The organism is Mycobacterium gordonae (assembly GCF_002101675.1).
GTDB lineage: Bacteria > Actinomycetota > Actinomycetes > Mycobacteriales > Mycobacteriaceae > Mycobacterium > Mycobacterium gordonae.
The window spans coordinates 1-17,684 of record NZ_LQOY01000224.1; the positions used below are offsets into that span (position 1 = coordinate 1).

Consider the following 17,684-nt stretch of genomic DNA (forward strand, 5'->3'; position numbering starts at 1 on the left):
GGGAGGAGGCGGCTCTACCGCAACGGGCGGAGGCGGCGGGGGAGCCTGCGACCAGTCGGCAGCAGGCGCGCTGCCGCCGTTAACGGCGGGTGGGTCGGGAAATGACGCATTCGGGTCAAAGAATGCTTGTTCGGCGTCGTCGTCGGGCAGGTCGTAATCTTCGGCGGGCCGAAAGAGCTTGTCATAGTCGGCCGGCATGAGAACCTCTCAGAAGTTCGCCAAATGAGGGAAGCACGAGAAGGGGCGAGATCCCCCGGATGGGTTGAACTCGCCCGATCTCGTGCTTCGAGATTCTACGCGTATAGAGACGCTTCTTATGCGAACAATCCGGTCACGCTGCCCTCGGTCGACTGCATGGCCTGGCTGGCCTCGCTGATCGTCCGGGCCAGGTTCTGCAGGGAAGTGTTGAGCTCCTGAGCGGTGCCGTCCCACTTCTGCTGAACGCTCTGGTAGGACTCCGAACCGCTACCACCCCACGCCGCGGCGAGCTTGGTCAGCGACTGCTTACCCTCGTCGAGCAGGGAGTGAATGCTGGAGACGTTTCCCTGGATGGTGCTGGCCGCGGCCTCGATGCCCGCGAAATTCCACTGCTGTTCTGTCATGTCGTTGCTCCGTTTCTGGTGGTAATTGGGGGGATTTGCGTCAGATGCCCATTTGCGAGGACAGCGCCTGCTGCTGCTCCTCGTCGGCACGCTGGTACTGAACGCCGGCCTGACGGATGTTGGTCGAGATCTCGTCGAGCTCGGCCTTCTGCTTGTTGGCGGCTTCCTGGAAGCGCACGACGGCGGCCTGGGCTGCCTGGCCGGCGACACCGCGCCACTGAGCCTGCAGTGAACCCGCGGTGGACTCGATCTGGTCGATCTGGGTCTTCAGATCGCTCGAGATTCGCTCGAAGTTACCTGCCTCTTGCGCGAGGGCAGCGGCATCAGTCTTCATCTCTGCCATGCTGGACTACTTTCTCTCTTTCCATTCCTCGCCGTGGTTGGCAAGTCTTCCGGCCCGGTTGGCCGGGAAGTCTGTTGTGGCCGTGGGTTTCTCACCAGTCGTCCTCGTCGTCCCACAAGTCCTCTTCTTGTTCCTCGCGTTCCTGCGCGAGCGGCGCCGGGGCCGCTAAGCCCGGTCTGGAGCTGCCGCCGCTGCCGGCACCCTGGCCCATGGCACCCGCACCCACCGGGGCAGCACCACCGGTCGCCGTCTCGCCGGCGGCGGCCGCCGGCATCATCGCGGGACCGACGGGCTTGTCGATCAGGCCTGTCATCAGTGGCGTGCGGGCCAGCGTGCCGCCGGCGCCCGGCAGGGCGTCGCCGCGCAGCAAGCCCGCTCCCACGCTGGCGCCCGACCCACCCGCGAGGGGGTGGTTGGACAGCGGGCTGGCGCCGAGTAGGCCCAGCTGAGCTTGATCGTCGCCGAGTCCGGTGCCGGTGCCACCTGAGCCGCTGCCCATTTGGCTGAACATTGAGGTCATCTGCTGCGCCGGCTGGGCGAGCTGCTGCATCGGACCGCTCAGTTCCGCAACCTGCCCTGCCGTAGCCTGCAGCTGGCTCGAGGTGAGGCTGCTGGGCATCGCCAGCATCTGCGTCGACGACGTCATGCTCTGGCTCATGCTGGGGTCGAGGATGGATGCCATCGGCTCGAGCTGGTCGAACATCGTGTTGGCCAGCGTCTCGGCCTGGTAGATGTCCATCGCGAGGGCGGCCTGCATCCACATGCGGACGAAGTAGTCGATCTCGTTCAGCGCGATCGGGATCGTGTTGATGCCGAAGAAGTTGGTGGCCGTCAGCACCGCGGTGGTGACGTGGTTCATCGCGATCTCCGGCAACGACGGCGTGGTCGCCATCGCCTGGGTATAGGAGGCGGCCTGCGCGGTCGCCTGCATACCCCGGGTCTTCGCCTGCGCCGACGCGGTCTGCAGCCACGGAATCATTTGCTGGGCATTGGAGATCGCCTTGTCGCTGCTGCCGCCGGTCCAGGCCTCGCCGAGTGAGTTCAGCCGCGCGGTCAACTCGACGGCCTGGGCGTCCAGCGCCGCGGAGAGCGCCTGCCAGCCCATGGCGGCGGCCAGCATGGGAGCGGGACCTGCTCCGGCCATCAGCCGTGCGGTATTCAGCTCCGGAGGCATGGCGTGCCAGAACATGTGATCAACTCCCCTCTGGTTCCTGTTCGGCGTTTACACCGGTGCGGGAAACGCGAATTGCATTTGTTCAGTTATGCCCGATGCATTTGTCTTCCGGGCCCAAACTTCGCCGTTTATAGCCGGAATTAAGCCGGTGGCTCAGCGTCCCCCTGGGGCTTGATTCCTCAGCTCCCGATCTGGCTCCCAAACTTGCGTTGTAATAATCCTAACCGGGGGTTGGGGGTGGTCCGTGCACTTATTCTCCAAGCTCGTCAGGCGGCTCGATGTAGGGCGCCTGGATGACCTCCTTCCCGTCCGGAGAAACGAGAAATGCCTGGCCAGGAGGCCGCCGCTTCACCTTGAACTCGCTGGAGGGGAACTCCTGCTTCTCTCCGGAGAGGAACATCGTCGGTGCCCCGGACCCGAAAGCCGCGCCGACGAACTTGTCCATGGTTGCCTTGTAAGCCTGGCTCATCTGACAGGTGACAATGATGTGCAAGCCGATATCCGCGGCGGCGGGTAATAGTGGCGCCAGCGGGGCCATCGGGGGCATACCGCTCGCGGCGCCGACGATCATGTGCCAGTCGTCCACTAACAGCACAATGTCGGGTCCACTCCACCACGAACGCGAGCGCAGTTGCGCGGTCGTCAGATCGGGAGGCGGCAGCCGCTTTTTGAGATTGACCGCCAGCGCTTGCACGGCCTCGTCCAGGCTCTGGCTGTTGCGGTTGATCGCGCCAGCCTTCAGCAGGTGCGATTGCGGCACCGCGTCCAGCAAGCCGGAGCGGTAGTCGGCGAGCATGAACCGCACCTGGTCGGGACTGTTGCGGGCGCAGATCGCACGCGAGACGGCGTGGGCGATGGTGGTCTTGCCGGATTTCGCCGCACCGAAGATCAGCAGATGCGGGTTGGCGTGCATGTGGGCGTGAGCCGGCGTCAGATCCGTCTCGCGCAGCCCGATCGGAACCTCCCAGCGGGTGCGGTAGTCCGACTCGGGGCCGGGCGGGTTCGGGTCGAGTTCGAAGAGGTGGATGCGCTCGGGCAACACCCGGACCGGGGGTGCCTTTTCGGTGGTCTGCGACGCGATCTGGTTGACGCCGGCGGTGATCGCCTCCACCAAATTCTCGGTGCTGTGTACGCCGTCGAATCGGGGCACACCGATCATCAGGTGGTGCTTCTCCATCGAAACCGCACGGCCCGGACGGTTCGCGGGGATCTCCCGGGTGATCCGGTCGATCTGGGTTTCGTTGACGTCGCCGAGCCGGAACTCGATCTTGGTGCCCAGGTAGTCCCGGATGCGTGACTTCAGTTCCGTCCATCGCGGGGTGGAAATGATGACGTGTACTCCGAAGGCCAGACCCTGCGCGGCCAGGTCCTGCACCGCGCCCTCGAGTTCACTGAACTCGCTGACGAACCCCGGCCACCCGTCGATGACGAGAAAAACGTCGCCGTAGGGGTCAGCCGCTACCGGTTGGTTCGGGTCGTCCCGCAGCTGACGGTACATCGCCATGGAGCCGACCCGGTGCTCCTTGAACATCTGCTCTCGCTGGCGCATCACGGTCTGCATCTCGGCGACCACGCGCTGGACCTTGTCGGGTTCGGAACGGTTGGCGATGCCGCCGACGTGCGGCAGATTCTCCAGATAGATGAGGCCGCCGCCACCAAGGTCGATGCAGTAGAACTGCACGTTGCGCGGCGAGTGAGTGGCCGCGGCCGACATGACCAGTGTCTGCAGCAGCGTCGACTTCCCGGTCTGCGGGGCCCCGCCGATGGCGATGTTGCCGCCCGCCCCCGATACGTCGACGCCCCACACGTCTTGGAGATGCCGGCGGGGCTCGTCCATGATCCCGAGCGGAAACCGAAGCGGTTGCCTGCGGTCGCGGGCCACTAGCTCATTGAGCGGCGTGGGGTCGGCCAGCGGCGGCAGCCACATCTTGTAGGCCCGCGATTCGCCGGTGCCCAGCTGGTCGAGCACCACCTCGCGCAGCGCCCGTACTTCCGTCTCGGTCATTGCGTCAGGACCTCCTCACCGACGGGGGCCGCGACCGGCTCGATCACCGGAGCTGCGGTGAATTCGTGGATCTTCACGGACTGTTTGATCGCCTGGGGACCGCGCTTGCTGCCGTCGCCGTTGGTCTCGACGCTGGCCGGCGGGATGTACGGGCCGCCGATGTAGAAGGTGCTGAACTTGACGGGGTCCTCCATGCCGACTCGCAGGAACCCGACACCACTTTCCTTGTTGGTGATGTACTGCGCCTCAGGCGTTCCGATCACCGCCTTGGACTCGTGAGAGCTGGTGGTCCGCAGGGCAATTCGGTAAGTGAGGTTGGGCTCGAGCTTGTCGATGCGGGCGCCGCCGGTTTGCAGCGACTGGGTGGCCAGCAGCAGGTGTACCCGCAGCGACCGGCCCACCCGGCAGATCCGGTCAAACAGTCCGATGAAGTCGGGGTGGCTCTGCAACAGCTCGGCGAACTCGTCGACGACCACGAAAAGCGTTGGCAGCGGCGCCAAGTCGGCACCCCGCTCGCGGTACTTCTCGTATTCGGCCACACCGGACAGGGCACCGGCGGCACCAACCTGCATCCCCGCTTGCCGCAGGATGTTCTGGCGCCGGTCGAGTTCGCCGGTCAGCACTTCACCCATGCGACTGACCAGCTCGGCCTCCTCGGCCATGTTGGTGACGACGGCCGCAGTGTGCGGAAGTTTCTCCATGCCCAGGAAGGTCGAGCCGCCCTTGAAGTCGGTGAGCAGCAGGTTGACCTGATCGGGGTGCGTCATCGCGACCAGCGACAGGATCAGGGTGCGCAGGAATTCGGACTTACCCGACCCGGTGGTGCCGATCAGCATGCCGTGCGGTCCGGCGCCGAACTCCGCACCCTCCTTGATGTCGAGGTACATGATGTTGCCGGTCTTGAGTTCGTGACCGAACGGGATCTTGAGCCGGTCCCGGTCGGTGTCGGTGTACATCCGCCAGCGACTGGGCACGATCTCCTCGACGCTCTTGGCTCCGACCATCTGGTGCCACTCGGTAACGACCTTCTTCTGCACCCGCTGTGTCTTGTCGAGAATGGTGCCGGTGATGGACCAGCCGGCGAGCTTGCGCGCCACGCGGGTGGCTTCCAGCGGCGTCATGCTGTCGGCGGTCGAAGTCACCAGCCGGAACTGCTGACCTGGCAGCCGGTCTTCGGCGGATCCGTCCTCGTTGACCCGGATGCGGTAAGCCGACCCGCGGTGGTTGCCCAAGGTGATCACCGTGACGCCGGCCCGCCCGTCGGGCGGGAACCCGGCTTTGCCTCCGGTGAGGTCTACGACGACGACATAGGGTCCGGTGGGCAGGGTGTCGGGTGCGTGCGGACCGCGGGCCGCCAGATCGGACAGTCCGTCCGGCCGGGTATAGATCATTCGGACCGGCCCCGCGGCGTCGGTCTCGGTCTGGTGCTGCACGTGGGGAAGCCACTTGAGCCAGGACCAGTCGGGGTCGTCGGGGTTTTCGGTGAGCACCCGGATCTGCAGCAGGTCCGGCGGATGAAACACCGCCAGGTGGCAGATCATCGCGGCCAGCATCCGGTCCGCACTGGGCCGGTGACCACCCAGCGCGATCGTCGGAAAGGTGCGTAGCTGAAGAAGTTTCGGGCAATCGTGGATGAGGCCGTGGGTGCGTAGGAACTTGACCACCCACATGTGGCTGACCGGCTCCAGGTAGGGCTGCGGCGCCGCGGCGGACGCCGCGAGCTCACCGCCGACGGCGGGCTTCAACAGGCGGTCCACGGCCGGTTGGTCACCGATCCCGATGCGGGTGGCCGCGTAGAAGTCACTGTTGGCCGGGCGCGACCACTGTCGTTGCGTCCCGACGATCGACAGCAGATCGTCCGGATGCGGTGCGTGGTAACTGAAGAAAGCCACCTGCGAGGTGGCCGAGGAGGTCACCCGGCCGCGCAGCCCGGCCAGGTACCGCAGGTACTCCTTTCGATCGGCGTTGATCTCCGGCACCTTTTTGCCGCCGCCGCCGGTGCCGCCGGCCATGCCGCCGACCATCATCACCACCATCATCAGCGGCATCATCAGCATGTAGGGCGACAGTTGCTTGGTGCCACCGGCCAGCATGATCGCGATCATGCCGACCATCGCTCCACCCATCACGTAGGGAAGCGCCTTCTGGATGCCCGAGGGCGGAATGTCGATACCGAGGTCATCCGGCGGGGTGAGGCTGATCTCGCCCGGGGTCAGCCGGGGGCCGCGGGTGATGGTCGGGGTGAACTTCTTTGTCGTCATTGCTCTTCCAGTGTCACTGCGGTGCTCCGGGGGTGCCGCCGGGGACCTTTCGGGGTGCCGGGTCGGCGGGTAGCGTCTCGTGTTCGAGCATCGCCGCCTCCTTCGACAGCACCGGTCCGTCCACCAGCAAGCGGATGATCTCCCAGGGCGCGGTCTTCGGCGCACTCAGACCCAGCGCCTTTGCCGCTTCGGCGTTGGGAATCCCGTAACGCACCCCCTCCGGGTCGATGTAGTACATCGATTCGCCGTAGCGCGGGTCCGGAGATTGGAGTTGGACGAACTTGCCGCCGTCGATGAAGATCATTGCGCTGCCTTGGATCTGCTTGATGCCGTTGCTCATCATCGACGGCGGGATCGGTAGGTGGCGCCCGGACAGCACGGTGGTCTTGGGAGCCTGGTCACCGGCCGCGCGATCCCAACTCCAGCACAGCGTCGGTTCGTCGGGCCGGGCCAGAATCTTCAGCTGCTCGTTGGGAAGCGGTGAGGGATACACCCGCTCCGGTATCCGCACGACCACGCTGGGCACGACCGCGGGCGGGGCGACCAGCCCGTGCGATTGAGTGGCGCGCAGTGCTGTCGCGGTCGTCGAGTTCACCATGGCGATGCCGTCGGGGAGCACCACGTAGTACTGCGGGCCCTTCTCGCTGTGGATCTGGAACACCGATCCGATCACCAGTTCGTCGGGCAGGCCGAGGGTGTTCGGCGCGCCGGCCAACGGAATCGGTGGCAGCTGCCAGTTCCCTTGACTGGGCAGGGCATTGAACATGCCCTCGGAGATGGGAACCGGCTTGGCAGTGACCGGAATACCCATCGCCGACGTGAGCGCGCGGTCGGCGAGATCGATTGAATGCCTGCCCTTTTCGGTGACGATCCAGTCCTGGCCCTGATAGCTCGCCAGCATGGCCTCGTTGGAATCGACCGGATCGATCGAGGAATCGATCTGCAACGGCATCGCGATCACCGAGGTTTGGATTGCCGGGGACGCGGTATCGGCCCGGGCAACGGTGTCGCACAGCGTCCAGACCGAGGTGCTGCCCCCGGACACCGGGGTGGCGTACGGCGCACCCGGTATCCCGAGCGTCTGTCCCAACGGAAGTTTGCCGAGCTCTGAAGACTTCACGGTGGCCGGACTCGACGGGCTGCCCAGCACCAGTCGCGCGGAGGTCAGGTTGTAGACGGGGTGCAGTTGCCCCGAGATGATCACGTACAACTCGTTGGTCGCGCGATCGGTGAGCAGGGTGGTACCACCCAGTTTGCCTTGGGGCTTGAAGAACGCCAGCAGGCCGGCACCCGCCAGGATGATGACCGCGATGACCACACCCAGCCAGACCGAGCGGCTGTAGAACTGAAGGGGATCGTCGAACATGCGGGTGTCCCGCCGCACGATGGCATGCTCGACTCGGCGAAGCAGGAAGCGCCAGCCGCTAACCTGAACCTTGGTGGTCAGGCGAAGCCCCATTTGTCACTCTCTCATGTTGAGGTGTGCATGAACCGCGGCGATCGCCTCGGCCATGTCCGTGCCGTTGATCTCTTGTAGACGGTCCACGTCGAGAGCCTCAATGTCGAGACCCTGGGCCAAACGCATATCGCGACACTGCTCGGCCGCCTCGACCAATTGCCGCGCGTAGCGGCCGTTCCCGGCGATGTCGAGCGCCGGCCGGCCACGCAGGGTCCGGTCATGCAGCACCTTGGCGGCCTCCAGCAACTCGTCGGCGGCCTGCGGGCTCAGCGTCGAATCATTGGCAGCCGCAATGACTCTGGCGATCTCCAGCATTTCGTCGGGGCTGTAGGTGTCGAACTCGATGCGGGTGGCGAAGCGCGAGCGCAGGCCCTCGTTGGTCTCCAGCAGGCGATCGATGTCGTTGCTGTAGCCGGCGATGATCACGACCAGCCGGTCGCGGTCGTTTTCCATCCGGGCCAGCAGCGTGTCCATCGCCTCCTGGCCGAACGGATCGGTGCGCCCATCGCGCTCCTGCACCAGCGCGTAGGCCTCGTCGATGAAAAGCACGCCGCCCAGCGCGGCGTCGATCGTCTTGGCGGTCTTGACCGCGGACTGCCCCTCGTACTCGGCGACGAAGTCCTTACGCGAGGTCTCGACCAGCTTCGGTTCGGAGATGACGCCCAAGCCGGCCAGGATGTTGGCCACCACCCGGGCGATCGTCGTCTTGCCGGTGCCGGGCGGGCCGGTGAAGATCATGTGCTTGCTGGGCTGGGCGACCTTCATGCCTTTGGCGGCGCGAACCCGTGCCATCAGGGTGGCCGCCCGGTACCGCTCGATCTGCGTCTTGACCCGGCTGAGCCCGATCTGGCGTTGCAGCTCGGCCTGGGCTTCCTCTAGCAGCCGGTCGCGCGCGGAGTTGTCGGTCACCACACTGCTTGGATCCCATGGATCGGACCGGGAAGCGATCTGCTCGGCCGTCGTCGTCTTCAACCGGTACGACGGATCCTTCAGCGCCGCAGACACTTTCGGCTCCGGATGGGTGGTCTGCAACCACTCCAGCAGCGCGACGGCGGCGTCCTCGTTGCCCTGGCTGCGCCGCGCCATCGCCAGGAACCAGGCGATGGCCCGGGCACACGCTTCCCCGGCGGGGGAGTCGTTGGCCTCGGTGAGCCGGCGTTCGGCTTCGGTGAACAGCCCGAGGTTGGCGGCGGCGACACCGTGGGCGACACCGGCGGCACCGGTGAGGAATTTGTCAGGCCACTTGCCGGCGCCCTTGACCTCGTCGATCACGTCGGTCCACCGCTCGGCGGCGCCGTAGATCACCGCCTTGAGCCACGACACCAGGTGCTCGGAGCCCGATACCGCGCTGGCATCCATTGCCTCCAGCGCGTCGGCGTAATTGCCTTGCGCCGCTTCCGACGACGCGAAGCCCATGGTCACCGCCAGTGGGGAGGTGATCGGGTAAGTGATGTCGCCGTAGATTCCGCCGATCGGAACCCGTGCGTTGAGTGTGCTCATCGAGATCTGAGCCGCTCCGGAAAGCTGCCCGAAGTTGCGGCGCGAATACCAGGCGCGAAACAGCGTCACCCGGTCGGTGTCGCCGCAGCGGATCCGCCCCACCCAGGCGTCGCAAGCCGTCTCGTCGTAGTTGGTGATCTCGGTGAACAGGTCCAGTGACCGTGCCTCGGACAACGGCAGCATTCCGACGGCACTGTCGAACAGACCGGCGAGGCGATCAGTCATTTATCACCGTTGTAGCGGGCCGTGTAGTCGACGTCGTAGCGGGTTGCGAACACCTCGGCCTCCCGGGCGGCCGCCTCTTCCGGTGTCGGCAAGTGCAGAGTGCTTTCGACGAATTCGTGCAGCAGCGCGCTCTGCTGGGGGTTGTCGCCCGCGATCTCGCTCATGCTCTCGACCATGAAGGTGTGTTGAGCGGCCCGCGCCTTCTGCCGGGCGAGGTCGGCGATGACGAAGATCTCCTCGGAGAGCGCCGTCTCGGACATGCTCGATGCCTTATCGGAGACGGTGATGTTCTGGACCCGGCCGTCCATCAGCGCGGTCACCGACACCGACCCCTGGGGGTTGGTCACCGTGAACAACGCCAGTTCGGGTTCCTCGTCCTGCTCGGTCAGCCCCTCCAGGGCGTCGAGCCCGGTTCCGGCGTCCTCGGCCTCGGTCGGCGGCGCGTAGTCGCCCAGCGCATCAAGAGATGATTCCTCGACGTCGGCGCCGGGGCCGGAGAAATCCAGCGCACCGAGATCGTCGCTGTCGTAGTCGTTCCCGGGCAGTTCCACTGTCGGGTCCCTTTCTCGTTTCGGAAGTGTCGGAAGCCTCAGGCGGAGGCTTGAGCGTGGTCCAACCAGGAGCCGGCCGGTAGCAGCTCCAGCAGGCTATCGAGGGCACGCTGCAGATTCTGCTGGGTGCCGGACAAAAAGCTCCCGTACAACTCGCCGCCGACGCGGCGGGGCAGCGAGACCAGCCGGCCGTGCTTGGAGTCGAGAACGCCTGCGGCGGCGGTGGTGTGGGTAGTGGTACCGCCCGGGTGGCGTTGTGTCGCGATGATCTCCACCCAGCTGGTCGGGTCACTCACGATCTCGGCGTAGATGCGCGCCTGCGCGGGCGGGATACCGTGCTGGGCGAGCTGCGCCGCCGTGGTGCACTCCGCCAATTCGCTGGCCACCCCCGTCAGCGGTTCGACCTTGGCCGGTTCGGCCGTGCCGAGCACGGCGGTCACCATCCCGGCCAGTCCGACTTGCGGCGCCACCAGCTGCAGTACCAGCATGTCTTCGTCGCGTGCCACGACCACATGGGTATCACCCTTGCGGCACACCACAAATCGCACCATCAGGCCGCCAGCCCCGCCACCTCGGTCGCCGCCGCGGTCGCGGCGCCACCAACGGCATTCCAAGGTCCGGTCCGCCCGGCTGATCGTTTCGACCATCGTGGCCACCGCCGGGTGCGGCTGTCCGTTGTGGTCCAGCACGCCCTGGGCGGTGAGATCGCGCTGCACCTGTTCCCAGACGATGTCCCGCAGGTCCTCTTGGGGAATGTTCGGCCGGATCCCAAGGGCGACGGGGAAATCCACGAGGTGCAACCGGTCGGCGATCACCAGGAATCCGTCGATGGTCACCTCCACGCCGACGACGTCGGCAACGGGCCCCGCGAGGCCCGCGCGACTGGAAGCGAGCGGACCGGACACGATCAGCCGAAGATCTTGTCGATGATGCCGCCGAGCCCCTGGTCGGAGTTGAGGTAGGCCGTTGCGGCTTGGACCAGGTTGGTGGCCAGCGCGGTGCTCACCCCCTGCACTCCCTTACCGGTGCTGGCGCGGTTGGTCTCCACATCCCGAAGCGCGTTGTTGAACTTCGATGTGAACGAGCCATGGGTCATCGAGACCTTGCCGCTGATACCGCTGACCGAATTGGTCGCGGTCTGGAACTGGCCGGCAATTTCGTTCTGCATGCCTGACAGCACCTTCAGGAATGAAGGTACGACTTCGAGAACTCCGGACATGGGGTAGACCCTCCTCTACGTCTAACTTTTTACTCGCTACGGCTTTGGCTTGCTATGGGTTTGGCCGTTTAGTGGCCGACTGTTTGCAATTAGAGGACGGTGCCCTGCTGGCCCTGCTGGCCGCCGGTTCCCGCCTCGACGGGAGCGCGCTCGCCGTCGGAGCCCGCCGCCGCGCCGGCCCCGTCTTGCTGGTCGTCCTTCTGGCCGGCTTGTTGCACTTGCGAGGAGACCATCTGCGCCTGCTGGCCGGCCATGCTGCCCAGCTGGCCGGGGCCGCCGCCCGCCGCCATCAGCTGCTGCAGTTGGCCCATCGTCGAGGTGATCTGTCCGACGCCGGGCAACTGCGCAAAGCTCAGCAGGTTGCTGAAGCTCAGTGCCGGCATCCCGGCGAAGCCGCCCAAAAAGTCGGGGAGAGCGGCCAATTCGGTCCAGGTGGGCAGCTTGCCCAGGTTGCCGACGCCGGGGAACAGGTCGCCGAGCCCGGGCAGGCCGGGGAACAGGTTGGGAATACTGGGCATCCCGGGCAGGGCGGGGAAGCCGGGGATGAGTCCGCCGCCGCCGCCGAAGTCAGGGAAGCCGGGGATGAGCCCGCCGAAGTCCGGCAGACCCGGGATGGACGGCCATTGGAAGTCGGGCAGACCCGGGATGGGCAGGTTGAAGTCCGGAATGCCCGGGGTCGGCGGCCAGGTGAACTCGGGCAGGCCCGGGATATTGGGGAAGCCGGGGATGGGGATGTCAGGCAGCTTCGGCGGCCACAGACCGTCGATGATGCCGCCGATGATGTCGGGGATCATGCCGATCAGGTTGGGCAGGTTGGTCAGGATGTCGAGCAACCGCCCGCCGAGCCCGATCATGCTGGCCGCGTTCATGGCCGTCATGATGGTCAGGTACAGCAGCGCGCCGCCGGTCACGGCCATCGCGAGTGCGCAGCAGGGGATGGCGATGGCGATCGACAGGGCATCGCCGATCAACCACACCTTCTCCAGCTTCTTGCAGGCCTTGTAGCACCCGTCGACCATGTTCTTCATGGCGCGCAACACGTCACGGGTGTCCGACACGTGCTCGGCCTGATTGGAGATCAGGTTGCCGGTCAGGTCGTCGATCTCGCCCATCAGCTTGGCGCGCAGCTGCTGGGCGGTGTTCTGGTTCAAATAGGCGTCGGCCGCCTGGCCAATCCAGTTGGTGCCAGGAATGGCCACACCGATCTTGTCGGCGACGCCTTTGAACAATGACGAGCCGGCATTGAATATGTCGCCCGGGTCGGGAATTCCTTCACCCAGCAAAAACAGCTGTGCGTAGATGAAGTTACTGGTGGTCCTGCACATCGCGCTACCCGACATTTGAATGGTTCCTTACGTTGGCTTGTTGGTGTGCACGGTCATTTTCTTTATGCACCTTCGCACCGTACGTTGAGCTTAGCAGCGCTCTGACAGGGCTAGATGCACGAATTTTCGGGTGCGCGTAGCCTTTTCGGGCGCACGGCGCGGTCAACTTCATAGCGGGATTGCGGGGCGGCGCAAGCCTTCCCCGAACGTTCAGACCCGAGCGCGTCAGCGTTTGATGCCGCCCGGGTTCCATGTCAATTGATCTGACTTATCAGTGCTTCGATCGCCGCGGCAGTTTCGGCCGGCAAGGCTTCCTCGGCTTCGGCTTTGACGATCATTTCTTCAGCCACTCCGGCCGCTTGCGCAGTTTCCAGAGTGGAGAGATTGGCGCGGCGGCGCGCCGCATATAAACGTTGCGCCAGCGTCGCACCGGGCGCGGTGGCACCCAGCGTCATCAATTGGTCGTGGTATCGCCGCACCGAACCCATTGCCTTGATGAGTTCGGGGGTGATGCGACTGATCCGGGTCGCCTGAACGGCGATCGCCTCGAGCTGGCGCAGATCGGCCAGGATCGGCGCGGCCCGTTCGGTGAACTCCGGGTCCTCGGGGGAGGGCAGCGCGGCGATGGCCAGGCTGCAGGTGTCGACGGCGGCGGCCACCGCCTGCGCGATCAGGGACGCGGGGCCGTCCGTGGCCGAGGGCACCTCGGGAGCCGCGTCGACGACGGGCGTGGGAGCCGGACCTGGCGGATTGGCGACGGCATCGCCCTCACGGATCCGGGCGATTGTCCCGGCCGGCCATTGCAGTACTTCCTCGAGCTTGGCCCGGGTCCGCTCCCGGGGCCAGCTGCGGCCCTTCTCGAAGGAGATGAGCGCGCCCGCGTTGATGATCCCGTCGGCGGCGAGGCTGCGCTGGCTGATGTCGAGTTCCCGGCGGCGTGCCGCGGCGGCTGCGCCGGCCCGGATCACTCCGGGGTCGGCGTCAGTGGGCTGGTCGTCCTGACGGGGCTCTTCAGGCGGATTCGTCGGCCTGACGACTTCGAACGTCAACGCCTTGCCTCCAGTGGGATCGCCGAACGGGACGTTTTTCGTGTCGCTGACGGACGGGCTGGTGCGCAGTCCGTCGAAGAACATACCGCTCTCGCGGTCGTCGACGCGCTTATTGGACAAGCGCCACTTTCCGTCGTTGGGCACCGCTCGCAGGTCTACCCCGGTGGCCTGCTGGTCATCAGCCCGCCGACCGCTCCAGTAGCGACGACCCATGTCCGCAATGCTGTAGCCGGTTGCGTTCGCACCGGCCGTGACGCCACTGAACGCGGCCAGCGCGGCCGGCGCGACAGTCGATTCGGCGTTAGGCATCGGGGTGGAATCCTCGCTCGCGGTGGTCAGGGCGGGCAGCATGGCGGGCCTTGAGGCACACCGTTCGCTGACCAACATCGTAACCGTTGCACCCTTCTATTGCTATACCTTCGCTACGTTTTGTGAGCGGCGGGCTGGTCGGCCTTCAGGACGGTGAAACCGGCCAACCGCTACGGTTAACCATACCGCGAACCGTCGCTCCTGGGAACACATTGTCCGAAAGCTGTGAACAGAACCAGCTGATCAGAAGGTTATGCACAGCTGATTGACAGGGTATAACCCCTGGTAATCGAAGGTTTGGCAGGTAGGCTCGCCGTTCCCCCTGCAAAGCTGTAGCACCAGTCCACAACCGCTGCACAATGAACTGTTGCACTGCGACGGTTAGTGCGCTAGCCTTCTGAGCAGAGGGGCAGAACGCGCAACGCTTTATGGAGGAATGCAGAGACATGACCGCAACAACTCTTTACGAGATCCCGCAGTTGGGCGTGTGCACCCAAGACCCCGACCGTTGGACGGAAACTCCTGACGACGAGGCCAAGACGTTGTGCCGGGCCTGCCCGCGCCGCTGGCTGTGCGCGAAGGAGGCCGTGGAATCGCCTGGCGCTGAAGGACTCTGGGCTGGCGTGGTCATTCCCGACTCGGGCCGTCCGCGGGCCTTCGCGCTCGCCCAGCTGCGGTCTTTGGCCGAGCGCAACGGCTTCGCCGTGCGGGAGCGGGTGACTGCCCAGTCGGCGTGAGTCGCGACCTGCGTCAAACAGCGCGAGAAATCGATCGATTTCTCGCGCTGTTCTGCATTCGGCGTCTACGTCGTTCCGGCCGGATCGAAGCGGAACACGGCCACCCGACCGGCCAGCGCCTCGAACTCGTCGGCGCTGCCATCTCGCACCAGTCCCGACCGCTTGGCGAACGCCACGCCAACGGGCACTTGCGCGGGGAACTCGCGTAAGACTGCACGGGCGTCGTCGGCGCCCAGCTCCACAATCCGAACCTGCCGGCGCCGGCGCCCGCGGGCCAGCGTGCCGGTGCCGGCGGCCCGGGCGTTGGCCGCCCAGTCCGCGCCGGGATATCCGGCCACCACATAAAGACCGCCACGGAAGTAGAAGGGCGTCACCGGGGTGCTGCGCGGCTGCCCCGTTTTACGGCCCGGCACCGTCAGCACCATGGCGGGCCCGGTCGGTACGCCGAGCTTCTGCACCGCTTTCAGCATCCGGTTCATCGGCTTGAGATAGCGCGGCGGACGGCGGTTCAGCTCAGGCATTCCGACCCCCCGTGAAGCTGTCGCGGCGCTGGGCTACCCAGCTGTTCGACCTCCTTGTTGCGGTCGCCCCGGAATCTCGACGGCTGCAGCACGAGGTCGTCGCCGACGTTGATCGCCGACAGCGCAACCAGTTTGGCGACACCCGCAGCCGCGCGCCGCGCGACGACGTCGGCGAGGCCGTCGCCCAGTGCGCGGGAATTGAGAAACACCGCCGAGGCGCCTCGCTGCGCGTCGGTGGTCGAGGTGAATACCTCGACATCGCCGGGAAGTTGGGCGGTGTCCGGGGCGTGGGTGAGCGCCCGCACCTGCGCGCCGGCGCGATGAGCCGAGAGATCAGCGGGCGGCCGACATTGCCGGTCGCTCCGGTGACGACGATCGTCATGGGGACTCCTTGGGAAAACGATGTGTGCTCAACCAAGGACGGGATGGCGGGTGGGAAAGTTACTCATCGGCATCGGTAACTTTTTTGCTCGCGGAATCGTCGAAGTCCTATGAAAGCACCCTCGGCTCATCTCGACCAGGCCTGGCACAGCCACCGTCCATACCTGGTCAACCTCGGCTACCAGATCCTGGGCGATGTCGGTGAAGCCGAAGACGTTGTGCAGGAGGCGTTTCTGCGGCTGTCGCGCGCCGGCGACGAGATCGACGATGTCCGCGGTTGGCTCACCGTGGTGACCAGCCGGCTGTGCCTGGACCAGGTCCGTTCGGCACGCGCCCGGCACGAACGGCCGCACTCGGGGGAGCCGCCGCCGCTGCCTGCCGACGCGCGTGCCGTCGACCCCGCGGACCGGGTCACCCTCGACGACGAAATCCGCACCGCGCTACTGGAAGTGCTACGCAGGCTCAATCCCGGCGAACGGGTCGCTTTCGTCTTGCATGATGTGTTCGGCGTCCCCTTCGACACCATCGCGCAGACCGTCGGCCGTCCGGCCGGCACTTGCCGCCAGCTGGCCCGTCGGGCCCGGGCCAAATTCACCGATGCCCATGTGCCCTCGCTTGCGCACGAATCGGTCACCCAATCCGAACATCAGGCCGTGACCGAGAAATTCATCAACGCCTGTGCCAACGGCGACATCGCGGGTCTGACGGCCGTCCTGGACCCGACGGTGTGGGGCGTGGGGACCATACTCGCCGACCCGGCGCCGCCGCCACAGGTCAACCACGGACCCGTCGCGGTCGCCACCAACCTGCTGCGGTACCTGGGTCCCGGGGCGACGCTGGTCAGCGGTCCCGCCGGTCAGCCCGTCCTACTCGCCTTCGCCGAGCGCCGGTTGTTCGCCGTGGTCGTGTTGGGTGTCCGCGGCAACCTGATCACCAAGATCGAGGCGACGGCCGACCCGTCGGCGCGCTGGGTCTGAGTGCTTCACGCGGGCGTGCGCCTGCGCGGCCCCTCCGCTCGGGAGGCGAAGTATCCGGTAATGGTCGCGGCGACCTGCAGGAACTTCAGCCGCGTGGCGGCCGCCATCTCCTGGGTGACATCGATGACTCCGCCGGGGCGCAGATGCGGGTCGAAAGGCACCTCGACGACCGGTTGCCCGTGGTCGACGAACTCGCGAGCCAGCAGCGAGCGGGTGCGCTTGTCGGCGTGGCCGTCGGAGTCGTTGAGGACGACGACGCTGCGTTGCAGCAGCACGCCGAGGTCGTGATCGGACAACCACTCGACCGTCTTGGCGGCGGCCGCGGCGCCGTCCGCCCACGGCGAGGAGACCACGATCAGCGCATCCAGATCGCGCAGTACCTCCCGGGTGACCGCGGCGTCCATCGTCGATCCGCAGTCGATGACCGAGATCGCGAAATGCCGATCCAGCCGCAGCGCGGCTTCCCGGTAGATCGCCGGATCGAGCACCCGGCGCGGACCCGAGACGGGCTCGCCTCCCAGCACGTACAGCCCGGTGGCATTCCTCCCGACCCGCGACGTTACATCGGCGAAGGATTGCAGGTTCTTGTCCGCGGTCAACTCCCAGAACGAACCTGTGGTCCGGGGATCGATCCTGCTGCTCAGGCGGCCGAACGCGGTGTCGGCGTCGATGGCGACGATGCGGTCCTGCTGGCGCAGCTCGGCCAGGATCGAACCGACACTGGCGGCCACCGACGTCTTGCCGACGCCGCCCTTGCCGAGGACACCGACCTTGTGGTTGCCGTGCAAGGGGGTTCGGATCGTCGCCGCGAACTGCGCCGCCTCGCGTTGCGCGGCTGACGGGCCCGGCTTGACCAGTCCGAATGTCGCCGTGCGGACCATGCGCCGCCAGCCGCGCTCGACGGGCTGGGCAGTGGTTGCCGGCCCGGGTGCGGCGGCCGGCCAAGGGGCCGCCGGAGCGTCGGGTCGCCGAGGCGGAGGCGCTGGTTGTTGTGGCGGTGCCGCGGGTTGGTGTGGGGGTGGCGCGGGTTGGTGTGGGGGTGGCGC

17 protein-coding genes and 1 pseudogene are annotated in these 17,684 nt (G+C 66.2%); 2 read left to right on the plus strand and 16 right to left on the minus strand.

The window, feature by feature from the left end:
- The 13 genes from AWC08_RS28100 to AWC08_RS39460 all read right to left on the minus strand — a co-directional run.
- Positions 1 to 198 (minus strand): ESX-1 associated ATP-binding protein EpsI N-terminal domain-containing protein (locus AWC08_RS28100; protein WP_419196921.1); only part of this gene is annotated, 198 nt, incomplete at its 3' end.
- Between the two features lie 116 nt (positions 199 to 314).
- Positions 315 to 602 (minus strand): WXG100 family type VII secretion target, encoded by a 288-nt coding sequence (locus AWC08_RS28105; protein ID WP_069435632.1) that lies wholly within the window; start codon positions 600 to 602, stop codon positions 315 to 317.
- 40 nt (positions 603 to 642) lie between these two features.
- Complete coding sequence (locus AWC08_RS28110) at positions 643 to 945, minus strand: WXG100 family type VII secretion target (protein ID WP_065136810.1); 303 nt, start codon at positions 943 to 945, stop codon at positions 643 to 645.
- 91 nt (positions 946 to 1,036) lie between these two features.
- Entirely contained in the window at positions 1,037 to 2,134 is a 1,098-nt protein-coding gene (locus tag AWC08_RS28115; RefSeq protein WP_065136809.1) for a PPE family protein, read from the minus strand.
- A gap of 235 nt (positions 2,135 to 2,369) precedes the next feature.
- Positions 2,370 to 4,124, minus strand: coding sequence for a type VII secretion protein EccCb (gene eccCb, locus AWC08_RS28120; protein WP_065136808.1), 1,755 nt, complete (start codon positions 4,122 to 4,124; stop codon positions 2,370 to 2,372).
- Complete coding sequence (eccCa, locus tag AWC08_RS28125) at positions 4,121 to 6,385, minus strand: type VII secretion protein EccCa (protein WP_069433566.1); 2,265 nt, start codon at positions 6,383 to 6,385, stop codon at positions 4,121 to 4,123. The genes eccCb and eccCa overlap by 4 nt, the downstream gene beginning before the upstream one ends.
- Before the next feature lie 13 nt (positions 6,386 to 6,398).
- Complete coding sequence (eccB, locus tag AWC08_RS28130) at positions 6,399 to 7,844, minus strand: type VII secretion protein EccB (protein WP_069433567.1); 1,446 nt, start codon at positions 7,842 to 7,844, stop codon at positions 6,399 to 6,401.
- A gap of 3 nt (positions 7,845 to 7,847) precedes the next feature.
- The gene (eccA, locus tag AWC08_RS28135; RefSeq protein WP_069433568.1) at positions 7,848 to 9,569 is read right to left on the minus strand and encodes a type VII secretion AAA-ATPase EccA; all 1,722 of its coding nucleotides are present in this window, start codon (positions 9,567 to 9,569) and stop codon (positions 7,848 to 7,850) included.
- Positions 9,566 to 10,120 carry a DUF2694 domain-containing protein gene (locus AWC08_RS28140; RefSeq protein ID WP_069433569.1) on the minus strand — a complete coding sequence of 185 codons (555 nt, stop codon included), beginning with the start codon at positions 10,118 to 10,120 and terminating at the stop codon, positions 9,566 to 9,568. The genes eccA and AWC08_RS28140 overlap by 4 nt, the downstream gene beginning before the upstream one ends.
- 38 nt (positions 10,121 to 10,158) lie before the next feature.
- A complete protein-coding gene (locus AWC08_RS28145) occupies positions 10,159 to 11,025 on the minus strand; it encodes an ESX secretion-associated protein EspG (RefSeq protein WP_082986711.1) in 867 nt (288 codons plus the stop codon).
- Positions 11,026 to 11,027: 2 nt separating this feature from the next.
- Entirely contained in the window at positions 11,028 to 11,339 is a 312-nt protein-coding gene (locus tag AWC08_RS28150; protein ID WP_069433570.1) for an ESX-1 secretion-associated protein, read from the minus strand.
- Between the two features lie 89 nt (positions 11,340 to 11,428).
- The gene (locus AWC08_RS28155; protein WP_069433571.1) at positions 11,429 to 12,679 is read right to left on the minus strand and encodes an EspA/EspE family type VII secretion system effector; all 1,251 of its coding nucleotides are present in this window, start codon (positions 12,677 to 12,679) and stop codon (positions 11,429 to 11,431) included.
- Between the two features lie 239 nt (positions 12,680 to 12,918).
- The gene (locus tag AWC08_RS39460; RefSeq protein ID WP_069433587.1) at positions 12,919 to 14,022 is read right to left on the minus strand and encodes a hypothetical protein; all 1,104 of its coding nucleotides are present in this window, start codon (positions 14,020 to 14,022) and stop codon (positions 12,919 to 12,921) included.
- Positions 14,023 to 14,468: 446 nt separating this feature from the next.
- On the opposite strand from AWC08_RS39460, the gene AWC08_RS28165 reads away from it, so the two are divergent.
- Positions 14,469 to 14,759, plus strand: coding sequence for a WhiB family transcriptional regulator (locus AWC08_RS28165; protein WP_065136811.1), 291 nt, complete (start codon positions 14,469 to 14,471; stop codon positions 14,757 to 14,759).
- Positions 14,760 to 14,824: 65 nt separating this feature from the next.
- On the opposite strand, the gene AWC08_RS28170 is transcribed toward AWC08_RS28165, so the two are convergent.
- Both AWC08_RS28170 and AWC08_RS28175 read right to left on the minus strand, forming a co-directional pair.
- Positions 14,825 to 15,280 (minus strand): nitroreductase family deazaflavin-dependent oxidoreductase, encoded by a 456-nt coding sequence (locus tag AWC08_RS28170; RefSeq protein ID WP_069433572.1) that lies wholly within the window; start codon positions 15,278 to 15,280, stop codon positions 14,825 to 14,827.
- Between the two features lie 38 nt (positions 15,281 to 15,318).
- Positions 15,319 to 15,662 (minus strand): annotated as a pseudogene (locus AWC08_RS28175) (NAD(P)H-binding protein); the annotation flags it as partial.
- 109 nt (positions 15,663 to 15,771) lie between these two features.
- Here AWC08_RS28175 and sigI point away from each other — a divergent pair.
- Entirely contained in the window at positions 15,772 to 16,638 is an 867-nt protein-coding gene (gene sigI / locus AWC08_RS28180; protein WP_069433574.1) for an RNA polymerase sigma factor SigI, read from the plus strand.
- Between the two features lie 5 nt (positions 16,639 to 16,643).
- On the opposite strand, the gene AWC08_RS28185 is transcribed toward sigI, so the two are convergent.
- The coding region (locus AWC08_RS28185) for a MinD/ParA family ATP-binding protein (protein WP_244906549.1) at positions 16,644 to 17,684 on the minus strand (1,041 nt) is incomplete at its 5' end.